This is a genomic window from Dermatobacter hominis, from assembly GCF_020715685.1.
GTDB lineage: Bacteria > Actinomycetota > Acidimicrobiia > Acidimicrobiales > Microtrichaceae > Dermatobacter > Dermatobacter hominis.
On sequence record NZ_CP085840.1, the window covers coordinates 3,793,942 to 3,812,851 of the forward strand.

The 18,910-nt window shown below is 73.7% G+C and carries 19 protein-coding genes; 9 read left to right on the top strand and 10 right to left on the bottom strand.

Translation table 11 applies throughout. The features are described 5' to 3' along the window. Positions 1-19: 19 nt before the first annotated feature. The 3 genes from LH044_RS17770 to LH044_RS17780 form a co-directional block, all read right to left on the bottom strand. Positions 20-967 (bottom strand): hemerythrin domain-containing protein, encoded by a 948-nt coding sequence (locus LH044_RS17770; RefSeq protein ID WP_227756932.1) that lies wholly within the window; start codon positions 965-967, stop codon positions 20-22. Between the two features lie 103 nt (positions 968-1,070). After that, on the bottom strand, positions 1,071-1,325 hold the full coding sequence (locus tag LH044_RS17775) for a hypothetical protein (protein ID WP_227756933.1): 255 nt from the start codon (positions 1,323-1,325) through the stop codon (positions 1,071-1,073). After that, positions 1,322-1,513 (bottom strand): hypothetical protein, encoded by a 192-nt coding sequence (locus tag LH044_RS17780; RefSeq protein WP_227756934.1) that lies wholly within the window; start codon positions 1,511-1,513, stop codon positions 1,322-1,324. Before LH044_RS17780 ends, LH044_RS17775 begins: the two co-directional genes overlap by 4 nt. 136 nt (positions 1,514-1,649) lie before the next feature. Between LH044_RS17780 and LH044_RS17785 the strand changes: the two genes are divergently transcribed. Together LH044_RS17785 and LH044_RS17790 are read left to right on the top strand one after the other, a co-directional pair. After that, on the top strand, positions 1,650-1,865 hold the full coding sequence (locus LH044_RS17785) for a hypothetical protein (RefSeq protein WP_227756935.1): 216 nt from the start codon (positions 1,650-1,652) through the stop codon (positions 1,863-1,865). Next, entirely contained in the window at positions 1,862-2,833 is a 972-nt protein-coding gene (locus LH044_RS17790; RefSeq protein WP_227756936.1) for a TIGR03557 family F420-dependent LLM class oxidoreductase, read from the top strand. The genes LH044_RS17785 and LH044_RS17790 overlap by 4 nt, the downstream gene beginning before the upstream one ends. Positions 2,834-2,872: 39 nt before the next feature. Here the strand turns inward: LH044_RS17790 and LH044_RS17795 are convergent, their stop codons facing one another. From LH044_RS17795 to LH044_RS17815, 5 genes are all read right to left on the bottom strand, one after another. Then, complete coding sequence (locus tag LH044_RS17795; protein WP_227756937.1) at positions 2,873-3,085, bottom strand: hypothetical protein; 213 nt, start codon at positions 3,083-3,085, stop codon at positions 2,873-2,875. Between the two features lie 33 nt (positions 3,086-3,118). Next, complete coding sequence (locus tag LH044_RS17800; protein ID WP_227756938.1) at positions 3,119-3,706, bottom strand: DUF6328 family protein; 588 nt, start codon at positions 3,704-3,706, stop codon at positions 3,119-3,121. A gap of 69 nt (positions 3,707-3,775) precedes the next feature. After that, positions 3,776-4,801: an alcohol dehydrogenase catalytic domain-containing protein gene (locus LH044_RS17805; protein WP_227756939.1), complete on the bottom strand. Its 1,026-nt coding sequence runs from the start codon at positions 4,799-4,801 to the stop codon at positions 3,776-3,778. A 147-nt stretch (positions 4,802-4,948) separates the two neighbouring features. Next, a complete protein-coding gene (locus LH044_RS17810) occupies positions 4,949-6,376 on the bottom strand; it encodes a phytoene desaturase family protein (RefSeq protein WP_227756940.1) in 1,428 nt (475 codons plus the stop codon). Positions 6,377-6,398: 22 nt separating this feature from the next. Beyond that, positions 6,399-8,093, bottom strand: a complete 1,695-nt coding sequence (locus tag LH044_RS17815; protein ID WP_227756941.1) for a DUF3556 domain-containing protein — start codon at positions 8,091-8,093, stop codon at positions 6,399-6,401. A 93-nt stretch (positions 8,094-8,186) separates the two neighbouring features. Between LH044_RS17815 and LH044_RS17820 the strand changes: the two genes are divergently transcribed. The 3 genes from LH044_RS17820 to LH044_RS17830 all read left to right on the top strand — a co-directional run bounded on the left by LH044_RS17820 (position 8,187) and on the right by LH044_RS17830 (position 10,355). After that, positions 8,187-8,849, top strand: coding sequence for a TetR/AcrR family transcriptional regulator (locus tag LH044_RS17820; protein ID WP_227756942.1), 663 nt, complete (start codon positions 8,187-8,189; stop codon positions 8,847-8,849). Positions 8,850-8,861: 12 nt separating this feature from the next. Next, positions 8,862-9,725 carry a polysaccharide deacetylase family protein gene (locus LH044_RS17825; RefSeq protein WP_227756943.1) on the top strand — a complete coding sequence of 288 codons (864 nt, stop codon included), beginning with the start codon at positions 8,862-8,864 and terminating at the stop codon, positions 9,723-9,725. Positions 9,726-9,806: 81 nt separating this feature from the next. After that, the gene (locus LH044_RS17830; RefSeq protein ID WP_374210635.1) at positions 9,807-10,355 is read left to right on the top strand and encodes a sugar O-acetyltransferase; all 549 of its coding nucleotides are present in this window, start codon (positions 9,807-9,809) and stop codon (positions 10,353-10,355) included. A gap of 122 nt (positions 10,356-10,477) precedes the next feature. On the opposite strand, the gene LH044_RS17835 is transcribed toward LH044_RS17830, so the two are convergent. Together LH044_RS17835 and LH044_RS17840 are read right to left on the bottom strand one after the other, a co-directional pair. Next, positions 10,478-11,557 (bottom strand): LLM class flavin-dependent oxidoreductase, encoded by a 1,080-nt coding sequence (locus tag LH044_RS17835; RefSeq protein ID WP_227756945.1) that lies wholly within the window; start codon positions 11,555-11,557, stop codon positions 10,478-10,480. Next, the gene (locus LH044_RS17840; RefSeq protein WP_227756946.1) at positions 11,554-12,441 is read right to left on the bottom strand and encodes an aldo/keto reductase; all 888 of its coding nucleotides are present in this window, start codon (positions 12,439-12,441) and stop codon (positions 11,554-11,556) included. The genes LH044_RS17835 and LH044_RS17840 overlap by 4 nt, the downstream gene beginning before the upstream one ends. Positions 12,442-12,479: 38 nt before the next feature. On the opposite strand from LH044_RS17840, the gene LH044_RS17845 reads away from it, so the two are divergent. From LH044_RS17845 to LH044_RS17860, 4 genes are all read left to right on the top strand, one after another. After that, positions 12,480-13,604: a Gfo/Idh/MocA family protein gene (locus LH044_RS17845; RefSeq protein ID WP_227756947.1), complete on the top strand. Its 1,125-nt coding sequence runs from the start codon at positions 12,480-12,482 to the stop codon at positions 13,602-13,604. A gap of 145 nt (positions 13,605-13,749) precedes the next feature. Further along, positions 13,750-14,100, top strand: a complete 351-nt coding sequence (locus tag LH044_RS17850; RefSeq protein WP_227756948.1) for an HNH endonuclease — start codon at positions 13,750-13,752, stop codon at positions 14,098-14,100. Between the two features lie 52 nt (positions 14,101-14,152). After that, positions 14,153-15,133 carry an LLM class F420-dependent oxidoreductase gene (locus LH044_RS17855; protein ID WP_227756949.1) on the top strand — a complete coding sequence of 327 codons (981 nt, stop codon included), beginning with the start codon at positions 14,153-14,155 and terminating at the stop codon, positions 15,131-15,133. 188 nt (positions 15,134-15,321) lie between these two features. Further along, positions 15,322-18,867 carry a PKD domain-containing protein gene (locus LH044_RS17860; RefSeq protein ID WP_227756950.1) on the top strand — a complete coding sequence of 1,182 codons (3,546 nt, stop codon included), beginning with the start codon at positions 15,322-15,324 and terminating at the stop codon, positions 18,865-18,867. Positions 18,868-18,910: the final 43 nt, after the last annotated feature.

The following is an 18,910-nucleotide window of genomic DNA, read 5'->3' on the forward strand; positions in this document are numbered from 1 at the left end:
TCGGTGTGGGGCCGGCGGCTCAGCCCGCGGCGGCCTTCTTCGTGCGCCGGGCGGCCGAGGTCGCGGTCCGGCGCGTCGAGCTCGTGGCCCGGCGGGCGGTGCCGGCGGTCGTCGAGGCGGACCGCTTGGCGGTCGTGCGCGTCCGGCCGGCGCCCTTCCGGGCCGAGGTCGCAGTGCCCTTGGCTCCGGCCGTCGCCGCCTTGGCGGTGCGGGTCGCGCCGTCGGTCGCGCTCCGGGCGGTGCGCTGGGCGCCCTTCGCCGCCTGTCGTGCCGAACCCACGGCACGATCGGTGACGGCCTCGGCGCCCCGTCGGACCTGCTCGGTCTGGCGGCGTGCCGTCGACGAGCCGGTCGGCGCGGGCTGGCTGACCGACCGGCCGCTCACCCTCCCGACGAGGTCGCCGGCGGCCCGGGCGGCGCCGCCGACCACGCCCTTCACCGTGTCGCCGACCCGGTCGACGACACCGAGGACCGGTCCGACGAGCAGCGTCAGCGGGCCGGACTGCGGCGCACGCGGGTGCGGGTGGGTGGGTGCACCCTTCCGGGCCGCGGCCATGGCGTCACCGAGGTCGTTGAGCTCGTTGCGGCCGAGCTCGTCGCGCACCTTCGGGAAGAACTCGGACTCCTCCTCCGACACGTGGTGGCGGACGTTCTCCATGAGCACGCGCACCTTCGCGTCGAAGCGCTCGTCCTGCGGATCCATCTTCTCGAGCTCCGACAGCTCCCACTTCACGATGTGGTGCTCCTCGATGCTCTCGAGGGCGAGATCCTCGGTGTCGGAGGCCTCCTCGCGAGCGGCCGGGTAGAAGACCTGCTCCTCGATGGCGGCGTGCTGCGAGAGCTCCTCGATGATGCGGTCGACGACCCTGCGCTTCTCGGCGTAGGCGCGGTCGCCCGCCTGCTCGTAGCGGCGGAACAGCTGCTCGACGGTCCGGTGGTCCTTCTTCAGCAGGGTGATGGCATCCATGGGAGCCGCGCTACCCCGGTCGCGTGTCGTTCAACCGGGATGTGACGACGATCGCAGCAGCCGGTGGCGTCGGCCTCACCCGTGGTCCCGGGGCGTGCGGCGGTCACTCCACCGCGTTGCCGTACGCCGTGTCGCCCCAACGATGGTGCTCCGACATGTCGTCGCCGTCGCCGCTGTCGGGGAACTCGGTGGGGGAGCCCTCGTCGGGCACCGGGTCGCCGGCGGGCGGCGGTGAGCTCGTGGCGTCGTCGACCTCGGCGCCCGCGTCGCCGCGCTCGGCGGCCGCGTGCTCGCCCTCGGGCGGCTCGCCGAGCTCGGAGGGCCGGGGCGCCCGCTCGGTGGGTCCGGACGCGGTCACGCCGGCTCGTTGGGCTCGGCAGGCTCGTCGTCGCGCTCGATGCCGGCGCCGGGGGCGCCGTCCTCCTGCTCGGCGTCGCCCTCTGCGGGTCCGTCGTCGGTCGCGGCGGGCTCGCCGTTGGCGGCATCCGCGTCGCGGACCGCCTGCCGGGTCGCCTGGCGCTGTTCGTCCTGCGGGGTGTTGGCCATGCACGCGACGTACCCGTCGGACGGCGGTCCAGACACCCGACGCCATCGGCGCGAGGGAGGGGCCGCCCGTGCGCGTCTCGACGGCCGGGGCGTCGGGTAGGGCCGCGCCGATCGAGGCCACGACCAGGAGGAGCCGATGTCGCAGCGAGAGCCGTCGACCGACCCGGAGGGCAACCGCGAGGCCCAGCCCGCGAGCGCCGAGGACGTGGAGGACAGCGCCGAGACCGTCGAACGCGAGCAGGCCCACACGCGCCCGATCGGCGACGACGCCGGCATCAACCCCGGGCGGCAGCAGGGCTCCGAGTCGGGCCCGGAGCACGACGCCGCCGAACCGCCCGAGGAGGCCCGGTGACGAGGTTCGGCTTCACCCTCTCGAGCGAGGAGCACGACCCGGCGACCCTCGTCGAGCAGGCCCGCATGGCCGAGGACCACGGGTTCGACTTCGTGTCGATCAGCGACCACTACCACCCGTGGGTCACCGAGCAGGGCCACAGCGGCTTCGTGTGGTCGGTGCTCGGGGCGCTGTCGGTCGCGACGTCGTCGCTCGAGGTCGGCGTCGGCGTCACCTGCCCGCTGGTCCGCATCCACCCCGCCGTGATGGCCCAGGCGACGGCCACGACGTCGCTGATGCTGGGCGACCGCTTCTACTGGGGCGTCGGCACGGGCGAGGCGCTGAACGAGCACATCCTCGGCCATCGCTGGCCGACGCCCGAGGCGCGGCGGGAGATGCTCGAGGAGGCGATCGAGGTGATCCGTCGGCTGTGGACGGGCGACACCGTCGACCACCACGGCCGCTATTACACGGTCGAGAACGCCCGCATCTTCGATCCCCCCGAGGTCGACGTCCCCATCGTCGTGTCGGGCTTCGGCGACGCGGCGGTCGAGCTCGCCGGCCGCATCGGCGACGGGTTCTGGGGCCACGCCCCCGAGCGAGAGGTCATCGAGAAGTACGAGAAGAGCGGCGGGAGCGGCACCCGCTGGGCCCAGGTGACGATGTGCTGGGGGCCCGACGAGGAGGCGGCGCGGGAGACGTTGCACCGGATCTGGCCGAACAGCGGACTGGCCGGCCAGCTGGCCCAGGACCTGCCGACGTGGACGCACTTCGAGCAGGCGACATCGATGCTGACCGTCGACCAGACGGTGGGCGACACGCCGTGCGGACCCGACCCGGGTCCGGTGGTGGAGTCGGCGATGGCCTTCGTCGACGCCGGCTACGACCACGTCTACTTCCACCAGGTCGGCCGGGACCAGGAGGGCTTCATGGGCTTCTGGGACGACGAGCTCCGTCCGGCGCTCGAGGAGGCGACCCCGCGTCGCTGACGCCGACGGCGGCCGGAGCGGGTCGATCGCCGGCCCGGCTCAGTCGGCGCCCTCGCCGAGGTCGTCGTCGGCGGCAGCGTGGACGTCGGCGACGTCGGGGACCCGGTCCCACTCGAGGTCGGGCCGGTCCGCCGGGACCTCGGGCACCTCCTCGTCATCGCCCTCGGACGCGGCGTCGTCGCCCTCGGGCGCGGCGTCGTCCGGCCCGGTCGGTGCGCCGTCGTCGTGTTCGCCCTCGCGTCCTGGTGCCATCGTGGGACCTCCTGTCGCCCGCCGCGCCCGGGCCTACCCCGGATCGGCGGCCGGGAGACGCCCCGCCCCGCCGTCGGGCTCCTCGCGACGGCCGGAGCCGTCGACGAGCGTCGGCACCACGACCCAGAACACGAGGACGAGCGCGAGCACCGTGCCGGTGACCAGCCACGCCACGACGGCGTCGAACACGAAGCGCATCACGCAGTGCAGCGCCGACAGCAGGGCGAGGCACATGAACGCCAGCCCGAGCCCCTCCATCCGGATCGACCACACGAGCCGTGCGCTCCGGGCCCGCCGGCGGGCGACCCGGTGGAAGGCGATCGGCGTCACGAACGCGACGGTCGCGACCATCGCGCTGCACATCGACGTGGCGAACGCGATGCGCCCCGGCTCGTCGAGCTCGTCGAACCGCGACGCGAACGGGACCGTGAACAGGAAGGCCAGCAGCACCTGCACGCCCGGCAGCAGCACCCGCAGCTCCTGGAGGAGCCCGTAGTAGCGCTGGCGCAGCTCGACCCGGTCCTTCGAGTCGTCGAGCAGCGAGGCCGGCCGGTCGTCGTCGTCGATGTCCTCCATGTCGTGCGAGCGACCGTCGGTGCGCTGCGGTGCTGTCTCATCCATCGCAGCGGGTCCTACCCCGTTGCCCCACGCGCCAGCCCACCCGGGGGACTCGCCGCGCCGGGTCGCAGGTCAGGGCCGCATCAGCACCTTCACGCAGTCGGCGCTCCGGGCTGCGACCGCGGCATAGGCGTCGGCGGCGTCGTCGAGCGCGAACTCGTGGGTGAAGATGCCGTCCGTCGCGAGCGACCCGTCCTGGATCAGCGGGACCAGCTCGGGCCAGGTGCGGTGGACGGGTGCGGTGGTCATGCGCAGGGTGACGCTGCGGAACAGGCCCATCAGGATCGGCAGCGGGTACGGCTGCAGGTCGTGCACGCCGATCACCGACACGGTCCCACCGGCCCGGACGGCCGAGAGCGCGTCGTCGAGCGTCGCGTCGAGAGCGACCGCGTCGATCACGGCGTCGGCTCCCCGTCCGCCGGTGGCCTCGAGGACCGCCTCGACCGTCGGCCCCTCCACCGGCGTCGCCCCCGACGCCGCAGCCCGCTCGCGACGGCCCTGCACGGGGTCGATCGCCAGCACCTGGCCGGCGCCGAGCGCCAGGGCCGACCGGACCGCACAGAGCCCGACCGCCCCGAGCCCGATCACCGCGACGGTGCCCCCGGCGGGGATGTCGGCGCGCTGCGCGCCGGCCCAGCCCGTGCCCAGGTTGTCGGTCAGCAGGAGCGCCGCCTCGTCGTCCACGCCCTCGGGGATGGAGAGGAGCTGGAAGTCGGCGGCCGGCACCGCCACCGCGGTGGCCTGCCCGCCGGGGAGCATCCCCGACCCGAAGACCTGGGGGCCGTCGACGCAGAGCACCGGATCGCCCTGGGCGCAGCCGTCGCAGCGGCCGCACCCGGCGACCGACGCGGTCAGGACCCGGTCGCCGACCGCGAACCGCGACACCTCGGGTCCCGCCTCGACGACGGTGCCGAGGAACTCGTGGCCCGGCGCGATCCCGTCGCCGACCGGGATGTCACCGTCGTAGAAGTGCAGGTCCGACCCGCAGATCGCGGTGGCGTCGACCTCGACCACCACGCCGTCGGGCCCCGGCGGCGCCGGGTCGGGCACCGACACCACGTCGACGCTCCGCACTCCGTCGATCACCACGTGGCGCATGTCGGGCCTCCTCGGTCCGCGGGGACGGCCGCCCGGAGGGGCCGGCCGTCGTGTGGGCATGGTCGCAGGGACGGGCGTGGCGTGCACCGGTCCGCCGACGGAGTCCGGGCCGTCGACCGGGATCGGGCCCTCAGCACGACCGGGGCGTCAGCGTCCATCGAGCCACCTGAGCGCCCGCATCGCGGCGTGGAAGCCGGCCATCCCGTGCACGCCCGCGCCCGGTGGCGTGGACGCCGAGCACAGGAACACGCCGGGTGCGCCCGTCGCGTAGGGGTCGAGCCCGAGCCGGGGCCGGGCGACGAGCTGCAACGGATCGTTGGCACCGCCGACGATGTCGCCTTGGACGAGGTTGGGGTTGGAGGCCTGCAGTCGGGCCGGGCCGGTGCTCGCCGTGGCGACGATCCGCTCCGTGAAGCCCGGGGCGAACCGCTCGATCTGGTCGACCACCGCCTGCTCGCCGTCGCCCGACCAGCCCGCCGGGACGTGGGCATACGCGTAGATCGGGTGCACGTCGCCCACGGCCCGACCCGGGTCGGCCACGGACTGCTGCGCCACCAGGACGAAGGGCCGGGCCGGCATCTCGCCGCGCACCGTCGCGGCCTCGGCCGACGCGATGTCGGCGAGGGAGCCGCCGACGTGCACCGTCCCGGCCCGCCCGGCGGTCTCGGCCGCCCACGGGATCCCGCCCCGCACCGCCAGGTCCACCTTGAACGCGGCGGGGCCGTGCCGGAACCGTCGGTAGGTGCGGGCACGGCGGCGGGGGAGCCGGTCCCCGAGGATCCCGGCGGCGGCACCGGGGGCCGTGTCGAGCAGCAGCGCCCGCGACGGCGGCAGGTCCGCGAGCGACGCGACGCGGTGGCCGGTCACGACGGTCCCGCCGTGCGCCTCGAGCAGCGACACGAGCGCCGCGCTGATCGCGCCGGACCCGCCCTCGGCCACGGGCCAGCCGTGGGCGTGGCCGCCGGCGATCAGCATCAACCCGACCGCAGCCGAGAACGGGCGGCCGAAGCGGTGGAAGAGGTGGGCGGCGGATCCGGCCCACAGGCTCTTCGCCGACTCGGTCCGGAACGCCCGGCCGACGGCGTTCGCCGGCAGGATCGCCCGGAGGCCGAAGCGGGCCATGAGGACGGGGTGGTCGGGCCACCGCAGCACGGGCCCGAGGACGTCGCCCGCGAGCTCGTCGAACCGGGCGACCAGCGGCCCGAAGATCCGGCGCCAGGTGCGGCCGTCGGGCCCGAGGCCGTCGCAGGTCCGGTCCAGGTCGCGGTGCAGCAGCGCCGCGCTCCCGTCGTCGAGCGGGTGGGCCAGGTCGATCTCGGGCCAGCGCCACACGAGGCCGTGCTCGCCCAGCGGCAGCGTCGACAGGAACGGTGACCCCACGCCGAACGGGTGCACGCCCGAGCACGTGTCGTGGACCAGGCCGGGGATCGTGAGCTCGGCCGAGCGGGCGCCGCCGCCGGGCGTGTCGGCCGCCTCCAGGACCGTGACGCTGCGGCCGCCCATGGCGAGCGCGACCGCGGCGGCCAGGCCGTTCGGGCCCGACCCGACGACGACGGCGTCGAGCTGCTCGGTCACGCGGTGGCGGCCGCGCCGCGCCTCACGCGGGGGCGCTCGGCCGCGGGTGCGGGTGCAGCGGCAGGTCGGCGTCGGTCGGCTGGCGGACGATCATGTCGGCCACCTCGACGTGACCGGTCTCGATGAGGCCGGTCGCGGCGTCGATCAGCCGGTACTCCTGCGTGCCGCGGTGGAACGGCTGCGACTCCAGGAAGACGATGCGCACGTCGCCCGGCCGGAAGTCGCAGCGGCGCTGGAGCGCGGCGATCAGCTGCTCGTCGTGGAGGTGGCCGTCGCCGAAGTTCCACCCCAGCACCGTGCCGGCGACCAGCTCGCCGTCGAGCACCAGGAAGTCCTCGTGGTCCGAGCCGCACGCCCGCGGCACCAGCGTCCACAGCGCACGCCCGTGGGTGTGGAACCCTCGGAACGCGTAGCCCATGAACAGCGGGACCGACGCCTCCTGCGCGCTGCCGTAGACCTTCTCGAGCTGCTGGTGGGGCAGCATCGACACCTTCTCGACGTTGGCGTCGAGGCGCTCCAGCGAGTCGCCCTTGAAGCACCAGAACGTGGCCGCCCAGTTCCCCGCGTAGTACCGCATCGACGGCAGGAAGGAGACCTTGGCCGGCACGAGGTTGCCGTAGACCACGATGCCGACGACCACCGCCATCAGGGCGAGGATCAGCAGCGGCTGGGCCAGCGAGCCCAGGTCCAGGCCGGGGTGGGCGAGGAACAGGAAGATCACGCCCCAGATCATGAAGACGTTCCACTCGAGCGGGACGCCCATGGGGAAGCTCGAGATGATCCCGAGGTGGAAGAGGATCATGACGATCCCCGCGGTCGTCGTGACCCAGCCGCCGCCGCTCAGCAGCAGCACCGCCGGCACGGCGAACTCCACGACCGTGGCGGCGTGGGCGACGGTGGCGGCGAGGGGGCTCGGCCGGAGGTCGTCGGGGAAGTCCCGGTGGAACCGGCGCTTGATGCCCCCGAACCGCCAGAGCGGGCTGTTGCTCTGCATCGCCGCCATCACGAAGGGGAAGTGGTGGTTGATCTTCGACGTCGCCGCACCCCACCAGATGGCGACCATGACGAACTTCGCCGCCGTGAGCTGGTCGGTCGTGGCGAACAGGAAGGTCAGCGCCAGCGTGCCGTAGACCTCGCCGCGGGCGGCGAGGAAGATCACCTGATCGCGGAGGCCGATGAGCAGGAGGAAGGCGAGCACGGTGGCGACCTCCCACCGTGTGAGCGCGCCGACGAGCGCGACGACCGTCGAGATCAGCAGACCCGCGTACAGCACGACGTCGACGATCGTGCGGGTGTCCCCGCCGGTCAGCGGGATGCGCCCGCGGAACGGTGGCAGGCGGATGGTGCCCGGCCTGAGCCAGTAGAGCGGTGAGCCCATCGGCGGGATGAACCGCAGGTTGAGGGGGCCGAACCCGCAGCCGAGCCCGAGGACCTCGAAGAGCATCGTCCAGAGGGCGAACTTGTAGAACGCCTCGGGGGCCCGCCACCACGACCCGGGGTCGAACCATCCGTTGATGCCGGGCGTCGTCATGATGAACGCCCACCCGATCGCCACGAAGACGAGCATCTTCACGAGGTACATGAGGATGACGACGTCGGGGGAGCCGAAGCCGTGCTCGGCGAAGTGGCGCGCCATCGGGCGGATCCGCTCCTGGCGGCTCTGGTGGTCCCAGACGTCGTGGTCGACGACGGGCAGGTTGGGCTGCAGGAACCCCATCTCGATCCCCCTCTGTCCCGGGCGCCGGACCGCTCCGGCGCTCGTCGACCAGCACAGTACACACTTCTGCGAAAGTGTGTACTGTCCGTCGACGTGCCGGCCCGACGCACCGACCCAGCCCCGCTCGAGACCGGGCCGCCCGACGGCGGGCCGCCCGGGGTGAGGGAGCGGATCCTCGACGCGACCGAGTCGTGCCTGCGGCGCGACGGGATCCGGCGCACGACCGTGGCCGCCGTCGCCGCCGAGGCCGGGATCTCGCGGGCGTACGTGTACCGCTTCTTCCCCGACAAGCCGACGCTGGTCTCGGCCGCGCTGATCCGCCGCGACGAGGCGTTCTGGGCCGACGCGGACCAGCGCGTGTCCGCGGCCCCGACCCTGGCGGCGATGGTGGCCGAGGCGGTCCTGCTGTCGCGCGAGGCGCCGGTCGGGCCCCTGGCCATGCAGCTCGCCGAGGCCGAGCCCGTCGACTACGCCGCGGTGATGGGCACCTACGTGCACGAGATCGTGCCGGGGCTGTCGGACTTCTGGGTCGACCAGCTCCGGCGCGCCCGCGACCGCGGCGTGATCCGCGACGACGTCGACGTCGACGCCGCGGCCGACTGGGTCATCAGGGCCCTCGTGTCGCTCGTCGGGATCCCGAGCCGCGCGGTCGACGCCGACGACCGGGCGTCGCTGATCGGGTTCCTCGACACCTTCCTCACGCCGGCGTTCCGGGTGGGGGAGCCGGTCGACGGCGCCGGCGGCGGGGGCCGGTAGCGTCGGGCGCTCGTGCGCCCCTCGACGATCCCGCTCCCTCGTCGCGCCCGTCCGGCGCTGCTCGCCCTCGCCGTCGGAGTCGCCGTCGCCGCGGGCGCGTGCTCCTCGGGTTCGGGCGCCGACGAGGCGGGCGGCTCCACCACCGCGTCGTCCACGACGGTGGCGACCGCCCCTCCCACGACGACCGCCCCCACCACAGCCCTCCCTCCCACGACAGCCCTCCCTCCCACGACGGCGCCGGCGAACGACCTGCTCGCCCCGCCCCCGACGGTGGTCCCGACCCTCGACCGCAGCGGCGGGCTGGCGCCGTTCGTGCACCGGGTCGACACGACCGACCGGGTGATCTTCATCACCATCGACGACGGCGCGGTGCGCGACCCGTCGTACCTCGACCACTTCCAGCAGCTCGGCGTGCCCTTCACGTCGTTCCTCACGCTGCCGAACGCCGCCGCCGACCCGCTCTACTGGAAGGGCGTCCAGGAGCGGGGCGGGCTCATCGAGACGCACACGATCCGCCACCCGAACCTGCGGGGCGCCGGCGAGGCCACCCTCCGGCGCGAGATCTGCGAGCCGGCGGACGCGTTCGCCCACCTGTTCGGGCGGCGCCCGACGCTGTTCCGCCCGCCCTACGGCAACTCGGACGACGCCGTGCGGCGCGTCGCCGACGAGTGCGGCTACGCCGCCGTCGTCCACTGGACCGGCTCCACCAACAACGGGAAGCTGACCATGCAGGACGTCGTCCTGAAGCCGGGTGACATCATCCTCATGCACTACCGCGACACGCTGAACGCGGACCTCGACGACGTCGTGGCCCGCGCCCGGGCCGAGGGGTTCAGGATCGGCCGGCTCGAGGACTACCTCGTCCGGGCGCCGTGATCCGTCCCGGTCGGCGGTCCGACAGGTCCCGACGAGGTGGGAGGCACCGTGACCGCACCTGACACCGACGACGGGCGCTCGATGTACGAGCGCATGCTCGCGGGCGACCTCTACGTCGCGCTCGACCCGCAGATCGAGGCGGCCGGGCTGGAGTCCATGCAGCTCCAGGACCGCTACAACTCGACCGGGGCCGAGCAGGCGGAGCTGCGGCGGTCGCTGCTCGAGGAGCTCCTCGGCTCGATCGGCGAGGGCACGACCATCCGGCCGCCGTTCCGCTGCGACTACGGGTCGTCCATCAGCATCGGGTCGTGGTGCTTCGCCAACTTCGGCCTGGTCGCGCTCGACGTCGCCGCGATCACGATCGGCGACCACGTCCAGATCGGTCCCAACGTGCAGCTCCTCACACCGACCCACCCGATCGACCCCGACCTCCGGCGCGCAGGGTGGGAGGCGGCCGAGCCGATCACGATCGGCGACAACGTCTGGCTGGGCGGTGGGGCGATCGTCCTCCCCGGCGTCGAGATCGGCGCCGACACCGTCGTCGGCGCCGGGGCCGTGGTGTCGAGGGACCTGCCCGCCGGCGTGGTCGCGGTCGGCAACCCGGCGAGGGTCGTGCGCGACGTTCGCTGACGCTCCGCTCCTGGGCGCCGCCGCCACCGTTCTGGCGCTGGTTTCCGTCGCTGAGCGACGGAAACCAGCGCCGAAACGGGGTCGGGTCGTCGGTCGGTCGGCGTTCCACACCGCCGACGAGCTCAGCTGGCGCGCAGGGCCGGGAGCACGTACCGGCCGACCAGCTCGCACTCGGCGAGGTGCGGGTAACCCGAGAGGATGAACGTGTCGACGCCCAGCGCGCGGTAGCGGAGGAGCTTGGCGACGACCTGGTCGGGGTCGCCGACGATGGCCGCCCCGGCGCCCGACCGGGCCCGGCCGATGCCGGTCCACAGCGCCTCCTCCGCGAACCCGTCGTCGTCCGCGCCCTCGCGCAGCTCCGCCTGGCGGCGCACCCCTGCCGACCCGCTGTCGAGCGAGCGTGACCGGATGGCCGCCCCGGTGACGTCGTCGAGCGCGTCGACGAGGTGCGCCGCGGCGCTCCGGGCCTCGGCCTCGGTCCCGCGCACGATCACGTGCGAGCGGAACCCGTAGCGGAGCGACCGTCCGTGCTCGGCGGCGCGGCGGTCCATGTCGGCGACGAGCGCGGCGACGGCCGCCTCGGTGTCGGGCCAGGTGAGGAACACGTCCGCGTGCTCGGCCGCCACCCGGCGGGCGGCCTCGGAGTGCCCGCCGAAGTAGAGCTCGGGGCACCGGCCCGACACGGTCCGGATGCGCGGCGGTGCCACCTCGAGGTCGTAGGTCTCGCCGTGGTGGGAGACCGGCTCGCCGTCGAGCAGCCGGCGAAGGATCGCCATCACCTCGGCGGTCCGCCGGTACCGCAGCTCGCTGTCGATCGGCGCGCCGGGGAGGTCGCTCGAGATGACGTTGATCGTCAGCCCGCCGCCCAGGACCCGGTCGAGCGTGGCGAGCTGACGGGCGAGCTGGGGCGGCCAGCTCTCGCCGCAGCGCACTGCGAGCAGCATGCGCATGCGATCGCGGACCTCGGGCGCGAGCGCCCCGGCGAACACCGTGCCGTCGATGCCGAGGTCGTAGCCCGAGGGCAGGAGCACGTTGTCGAAGCCGGCGTCGGCCGCGGCCAGCACGATGTCGCGGCAGTGCTCGTAGCTGCTGAGCAGGTGCGGCGCCGGCACCCCGAGCTGCTCGACGTCGTCGTCGCACAGGGCGGCGAACCAGGCCACCTCGGGCGCCGCCCGGCCTGCGCTCGGGTCGCCGCCGCTCACGGCAGCCGCTGACCGGTGCCGGCCTGGTACAGGGCGTACCACTCGGCCCGGGACAGCTCGACGTCGAGCGCCTCGGCCGCCCGGCGGATGCGCGCCACCTGCTGCGTGCCGAGGATCGGGATCGGCGCCGCCGGGTGGCGCAGGACGAAGGCGAGCGCCACCGACGACGGGTCGACGCCCCGGTCGCCGGCGATCCGTCCCAGGACCTCGGCCACCGGGTCGTCGCCGGCAGCGACGCGACCGCCGCCGAGCGGGCTCCAGGCCAGCGGCGTGATCGTGCGGGCCAGGCACTGGTCGAGCGTCCCGTCCCGCACCGGGTCGCTGTGCCAGGCGCTGAGCTCCGGCTGGGTCGTGGCGAGGGGGCGGTCGAGGAACCGCGAGAGCAGGTCGAGCTGCGAGGTCGTGACGTTCGAGACGCCGAGCTCGCGCACCAGGCCCCGCGCCACGAGGTCCTCGAGGGCCCCGGCCACCTCTTCCGGGTGCGTGAGCACGTCGGGCCGGTGGAGTTGGTAGAGGTCGATGACGTCCACCCCGAGCCGGCGCAACGAATCCTCGCACGCGGCCCGCAGGTGCTCGGCGCTCCAGTCGTAGGGCACGCCGGGCCGGATGCCGCCCTTGGTCGCGAGCACGATCCGGTCCCGGAGCCCCGGTTCGGCGGCGAGGACCTCGCCGAGGATGCGCTCCGCGTCGCCGAAGCCCCTCGATCCGTCCCAGCCGTAGATGTCGGCGGTGTCCACCAGCGTCCACCCGCAGTCGACGGCGGCGAGCACCTTCTCCCGTGCCGCGGCCACGTCGCCCTCGGCGAGCCGCCAGCAGCCGTACGCGATCGGTCCGACCACGAGCCCCGACTCGCCCAGGCGGCGGAGGGCGGGGGCGTCGGCCATGGCGGCACCCTACAGACCGGCGTGGTGGACTGGGCCACGTGACCCGGGCCGCCACCGCACCCATCCGCTACGGGTTCGTCGGCGTCGGGATGATGGGCCAGGAGCACATCCGCGACGTCGCCGCACTGCCCGGCGCCGAGGTCGTCGCGGTCGCCGACCCGCACGAGCCGTCGGTCGCCGGGGCCCGCGCCGCCGCGGGCGCGGACGTGCCGGCCCACCCCGATGTCGAGTCGATGCTGGCGGCCGAGGAGCTCGACGCCGTCGTGATCTCGACGCCGAACCACACCCACCGGCAGGTGCTGGAGCCGTTGTGGTCGACGTCGTTGCACCTGATGGTCGAGAAGCCCCTGTGCACGACCGTCGAGGACTGCGTCGCGGTCCGGGAGGCGGCGTCGCGCCACGACGGCGTCGTCTGGGTCGGCCTGGAGTACCGCTACATGCCGCCCGTCCAGCGGTTCCTGGCCGCGGTGGTCGGCGAGGGCGTCGGCGCCGTCCGCTCGCTGTCGATCAGGGAGCACCGGTTCCCGTTCCTGGTCAAGGTCGACGACTGGAACCGCTTCAGCGCCAACACCGGCGGCACGCTCGTCGAGAAGTGCTGCCACTTCTTCGACCTGATGCGGGTGGTCGTGCCGGGCGAGCCGGTCCGCGTGATGGCCTCGGGGGCACAGGACGTCAACCACCTCGACGAGCGGTACGAGGCGGGGGTGCCCGACATCCTCGACAACGCCTTCGTGATCGTCGACTTCGACTCGGGCGCCCGGGCCCTGCTCGACCTGTCGATGTTCGCCGAGGGCTCGGCCTTCGAGCAGGAGCTCGTCGCCGTCGGCGACGCCGGGCGCGTGCAGGTCGAGCTGCCCGGGTTCATGGAGCAGGTCCGGGGACGTCGGGCCGTGCTGACGATCGGGTCGCGGGGCGAGGGGTGGCCCGTCGAGCGGACCGAGCTCGACGCGGACGACCGCGTCCTCCACGAGGGCGCGCACCACGGCGCCAGCTTCCTCGAGCACGTCGAGTTCTGCGCCGCCATCCGCGACGGCAGGGCGGCAGCGGTCGGCGTCGACGACGGGCTGTGGTCGGTCGCGATGGGCGTGGCCGCGCACCGCTCGATCGACGAGGGCCGCCCGGTCCGCCTCGACGAGCTCGGCCTGCCCCCCGACCCGCGCTGACGCTCCGCTCCCGCGCCGCCGCCACCGTTCTGGCGCTGGTTTCCGTCGCTGAGCGACGGAAACCAGCGCCGAAACGAGGTCAGGTCAGGGGCGACCGGGCGCCGAGTCCGCGCCCGGCGCTGCCGCCGTCCGTACGATCCGGCCCATGGCGGTCGACCGCAGCCGACGGGCCCGGGCGGCGCGCAAGCGCCAGCGCCGCATGGCGAAGGTCGACCACGACCTCACCGACGAGCAGTGGGCCCTGCTGACCGAGGCGTGGGGCGGGTGCGCGTACTGCGCCGCCACCGACCGCCCGCTGCAGCGCGACTGCGTGCTGGCCATCTCCCGCGGCGGTCGTTACACCATCGACAACGTCGTGCCGGCGTGCCGGTCGTGCAACGCGAGCAAGTGCAACGACGAGGTCACCGGCTGGATGCGCCGCAAGCGGCTCGACGAGCGGGCGTTCCTGCTCCGGCACCACCAGATCCGCAGCGAGCTCGTCGGTCCGGCGACCTGATGGGCCGTCGCCGCGCCAGACTCCGGGTGACGTCGAGACGGCGGAGGCCCACATGACCCGGCTCAGCTACCAGATCCCGAACTTCACCTATCCGGACACCGCGCCGGCCGACCTGTTCGGCACGGTCGTCGCCCAGGCGAAGGAGGCCGAGGACGCAGGGTTCGACCGCGTCATGGTGATGGACCACTTCTACCAGCTGCCCGGGATCGGCGAGCCCGACGAGCCGATGCTCGAGTGCTACACGACCCTCGCGGCCCTGGCGCAGCACACGAGCCGCGTCCGCCTGTCGGCGCTGGTGACCGGCAACACGTACCGCAACCCGGCGCTCCTGGCCAAGACGATCACGACGCTCGACCACGTGTCGGGGGGCCGGGCCACGCTCGGCATCGGGGCCGGCTGGTTCGAGCTGGAGCACGACGCGCTCGGCTTCGAGTTCGGCACCTTCTCCGACCGCTTCGAGAAGCTCGACGAGGCGCTGCAGATCATCGTGCCGATGCTGCGGGGCGAGCGGCCGACCGTGTCCGGCGAGCACTACCGCGTGGCCGACGCCGTGAACTCCCCGGCGCCGGTGTCGCGCATCCCGCTCATGATCGGCGGCAACGGCGAGCGCAAGACGCTCCGCATGGTGGCGCAGTACGCGGACGAGTCGAACCTGATGGGCATGCGCGGCGACCTCGACGTCCCGCACAAGCTCGAGGTCCTGGCCGAGCACTGCGAGCGCTTCGGCCGAGACCCGTCCGAGATCGACGTGACCGTGCTCGTCGGCTGCGTGGTGGCGCCGACGACCGCCGAGGTCGACGCCGACCTCCGCGCCATGGCCGAGGCGAAGGGGTGGGGCGACGGCGTCATCGACATGGTGAAGCAGATGCTGATCGTCGGCGACGCCGACACGGTGGGGGAGCAGCTCGCCGAGATCGCCGCCTCCGGCGTGGACGGGCTGACCTGCAACCTCCCGGCGAACGGCCACGTCCCGGGCCGGGTCGCGCTGCTCGGCGAGGTGGCCGACCGGGCGCTGGCCGGCGCCGGTCGGTAGCCGGCGGCCGTCCCGCGGCCTGCGCTGACCCCGTCGCACGGGTGGGGGAGATCTTCCCCATTCCCCGGGTCAGGGGACACCTGTACCCTCCCCGGTAGGAGGGCGGCCGTGTGCCGTCACGGCGAGGCTGGGGAGAAGTGATGCGATTCAAGGCTGGCGGACGCGGAGTCCGCACGACGGCGCGGCTGGTGGCCGCCGCCATGGTCGGTTCGGTGGTGGCCGTCGCGGCCGGTGCAGGCCCAGCGGCCGCGGACACCGCCGAGGACGATCCGCTGCTGCCCGCGACGGTGAGCGCCGACGCCCTGCCCACGGTGCAGATCAACGGCGTCGTGTGGGACCAGGTCGTGGTCGGCAACCGCGTCTACGTCACCGGCCAGTTCACCCAGGCCCGCCCCGCCGGCGCCGCCCCCGGCACGAACCAGACCGCTCGGTCGAACATCCTCGCCTACAACATCCAGACCGGGCAGCTGATCACGACCTGGAACGCCAGCCTGAACGCCCAGGGCCGTGCCATCGAGGCCTCCGCCGACGGCACCCGCATCTACGTCGGCGGTGACTTCACCTCCGTCACCGGCACCGCGCGCAACCGCCTGGTCGCTCTCGACGCCACCACCGGCGCGGTGATCGGCACCTTCAACCCGAACGTCAACTCGCGGGTGTCCGCCCTCGAGTTCATGAACGGCAACCTCTACCTCGGCGGTGCGTTCACCGTCGTCGGGGGCCAGGGCCGCACGCGCCTGGCCTCGGTCAACGGGACCACCGGTGCGCTCACGAACTGGGCGCCGTCGGTGAACCGTGACGTCGTGTCGATGACGTCGTACGCACCGGGGAACCGGGTGATCGTCGGCGGCGCCTTCGACGGCGTGAACGGCGGGACGAACGACCCGGGCATGGCGTCCATCGACGGCACGAACGGCTCGGCGCAGCCGTGGGCCATCAACCAGACGATCCAGAACCACGGCACCAACACCCAGATCTCCGATCTGACCACCGACGGGCAGTCGATCTTCGGCGTCGGCTGGGCCTACTTCGGCGGTGGCGCCACCACCGCCAACTTCGAGGGCGAGTTCGCCGCCGACCCGATGACCGGTGCCATCAAGTGGATCAACGGCTGCCGGGGCGACAACTACGGCCTCGAGGTCATCGGCGACGTGCTCTACACGGCCGGCCACTCGCACGACTGCGAGATGATCGGCGGCAACCCGCAGTACCAGCCCGACCAGTACCAGCGGGGCCAGGCCTTCACGAAGTTCGTGTCGCCGTACGGCCGCACGAACGCCTACGGGCCGTACGGCAACTGGCAGCCCTTCGCCGGCATCCCGTCGGCCGAGCTCCTGCACTGGCTGCCGACGCTCGCCGCCGGCTCGGTGACGGGCTCGTACCAGGCGGCGTGGACCGTCGAGGGCAACAGCGACTACGTCCTGATGGGCGGCGAGTTCCCCTCGGTGAACGGGACCGGCCAGCAGGGCCTCGTCCGCTTCGCCCGCCGCGCCCTCGCGCCCAACAACAACGCCGTCCAGGGCGCGGCCGAGCTCACGCCCACGGTGACGCCGGTCGAGGCCGGCACCGTCCGGGTCGGCTGGACCTCCGCATGGGACCGCGACAACGACCGCCTCACCTACCAGGTGCTCCGCGGCACGACGGTGGCGAACTCGACCGTGCTGTCGACCTTCACCCGCAGCGGTGCCGTCTGGTGGTCCCGTCCGCCGCTCGGCTTCATCGACCGCACGGCCGCCCCGGGCAGCACGCAGACCTACCGCATCCGTGCGACCGATCCGCTCGGCAACACGGTGGTGAGCGGTGCCACGACGGCGACGATCCCCGCCGGCGCCGCGCCCGCCAGCCCCTACTCGACGGCGGTCCGGGCCGACGGCCCGTCCTTCCAGTGGCGCCTCGGTGAGGCGTCGGGCCAGACGGTGCTCGACACCGGCGGCTCCGAGGACCTGACGCTGCTCCCCGACGCCGTCCGCGACGTGCCGGGCGCGATCCTGACCGACGCCGACCGGGCGACCTCGTTCGCCGGCTCGACGGCCACCAACACGGTGCCGGCCCAGCCGAACTTCTGGGACGCCGGGCCGCAGACCTTCTCGGTCGAGGCGTGGGTCAACACGACCACGACGAACGGCGGCCAGATCATCGGCTTCGGCAACAGCCGGACCGGCCGCAGCTCGAACAACACGAACGACCGCAAGCTCTACATGACGAACGACGGCTCCGTGCACTTCGGCGTGCGGCCCGACTTCGCCGCCCGGCTCACGGTCAACAGCGCCCCGGGCCTGAACGACGGCGACTGGCACCACCTGGTCGGCACCCTCGGCGCCGACGGTCTCCGGCTCTACGTCGACGGCGCGCTGGTCGACGCCGACGCCGCCGTCACCGAGGCGCAGTCGTACCACGGCTACTGGCGGATCGGCGGCGACCGCACGGCCAGCTGGCCGAGCGCCCCGACCCGCGAGGCGATCACCGCCACGCTCGACGAGGTCGCCGTGTACCCGCGGGCCCTGACCGCGGCGCAGGTGGCCACGCACTTCGACGCCTCCGGCCAGACCGGCGGCCCGCCGCCGGCGAACATCGCCCCGACGGCGTCGTTCACGGCGACCCCGACGAACCTGAACGTGGCGTTCAACGCCTCGGCGTCGAGCGACCCCGACGGCACGATCGTCAGCTACGCCTGGGACTTCGGCGACGGGACGACCGGCACCGGTGCGACGGTGGGCCACACCTACGCGACGGCCGGTCCCCGCACCGTCACGCTCACGGTGACCGACGACGACGGCGACACGGGTACGACGTCGCAGACCGTGACGGCCACGGACCCGCCGCCCAACGCGTCGCCGACCGCCTCGTTCACGGCCAACGTGTCGAACCTGAGCGTCGCCCTGAACGGCTCGGGCTCGAGCGATCCCGACGGCACGATCGTCAGCTACGCCTGGAACTTCGGCGACGGGACGACCGGCACCGGTCCGACGGTCGACCACCCGTATGCCGCGGCCGGGCCCTACACGGTCACTCTCACGGTGACCGACGACGACGGCGCCACGGGGACCACCTCGCAGACCGTGACGGCGACGGACCCGCCGGCGCCCACGCTGTACGCCGCCGATGCGTTCGGCCGCACCGTGGCCTCGGGCCTGGGCAACGCCGACCTCGGCGGTGCTTGGAGCACCACCGGCGGCACCGCGGCGAACTACTCGGTGAGCGGCGGCGTCGGCCGTCTCAGCGCCACCGCCGCCGGCGCCAGCCGCACGGCGTTCCTGGCCGGTGTCTCGCAGACCAACACGGTGGTCGACACGTCGATCTCGCTGAGCAACGCCGCCAGCGGGTCCGGCACCTACGTCTCGGTCATGGGCCGGCGCGTCGGGACCAACAACGACTACCGGGTGAAGCTGCGCTTCAACGCCAACGGGACCGTCACGGCCATCCTCGGCCGGACGCTCGCCGGCGCCGAGACCAACCTGGCGGTGGTCAACACCCTTCCGGGCATCAACTACGTGCCCGGCCAGGTCCTGCGGGTGAAGCTGCAGACGACCGGGACCGGGACGACCGCCCTCGCGGCCAAGGTCTGGGTGGCCGGCACGCCGGAGCCCGCGGCCTGGACGCTGCAGGCGACCGACACGTCGGCGGCGCTGCAGACGGCCGGTTCGGTGGGCGTCCAGCTCTACCTGTCGAGCACGGCCTCGCTGCTGCCGGTCGTCCTGTCGATCGACGACTTCACGGCCGGCCCGCCGGCCTGAGGCAGGGGCGGCCCGCCGGCCTGAGGCAGGGGCAGCCCGCCGG

Coding starts and splice junctions, on each gene's coding strand:
- LH044_RS17770 (WP_227756932.1), bottom strand. CDS start 967: ATGGATGCCATCACCCTGCTGAAGAAGGACCACCGGACCGTCGAGCAG.
- LH044_RS17780 (WP_227756934.1), bottom strand. CDS start 1,513: ATGGCCAACACCCCGCAGGACGAACAGCGCCAGGCGACCCGGCAGGCG.
- LH044_RS17785 (WP_227756935.1), top strand. CDS start 1,650: ATGTCGCAGCGAGAGCCGTCGACCGACCCGGAGGGCAACCGCGAGGCC.
- LH044_RS17795 (WP_227756937.1), bottom strand. CDS start 3,085: ATGGCACCAGGACGCGAGGGCGAACACGACGACGGCGCACCGACCGGG.
- LH044_RS17800 (WP_227756938.1), bottom strand. CDS start 3,706: ATGGATGAGACAGCACCGCAGCGCACCGACGGTCGCTCGCACGACATG.
- LH044_RS17805 (WP_227756939.1), bottom strand. CDS start 4,801: ATGCGCCACGTGGTGATCGACGGAGTGCGGAGCGTCGACGTGGTGTCG.
- LH044_RS17815 (WP_227756941.1), bottom strand. CDS start 8,093: ATGGGGTTCCTGCAGCCCAACCTGCCCGTCGTCGACCACGACGTCTGG.
- LH044_RS17830 (WP_374210635.1), top strand. CDS start 9,807: ATGTACGAGCGCATGCTCGCGGGCGACCTCTACGTCGCGCTCGACCCG.
- LH044_RS17840 (WP_227756946.1), bottom strand. CDS start 12,441: ATGGCCGACGCCCCCGCCCTCCGCCGCCTGGGCGAGTCGGGGCTCGTG.
- LH044_RS17850 (WP_227756948.1), top strand. CDS start 13,750: ATGGCGGTCGACCGCAGCCGACGGGCCCGGGCGGCGCGCAAGCGCCAG.
- LH044_RS17855 (WP_227756949.1), top strand. CDS start 14,153: ATGACCCGGCTCAGCTACCAGATCCCGAACTTCACCTATCCGGACACC.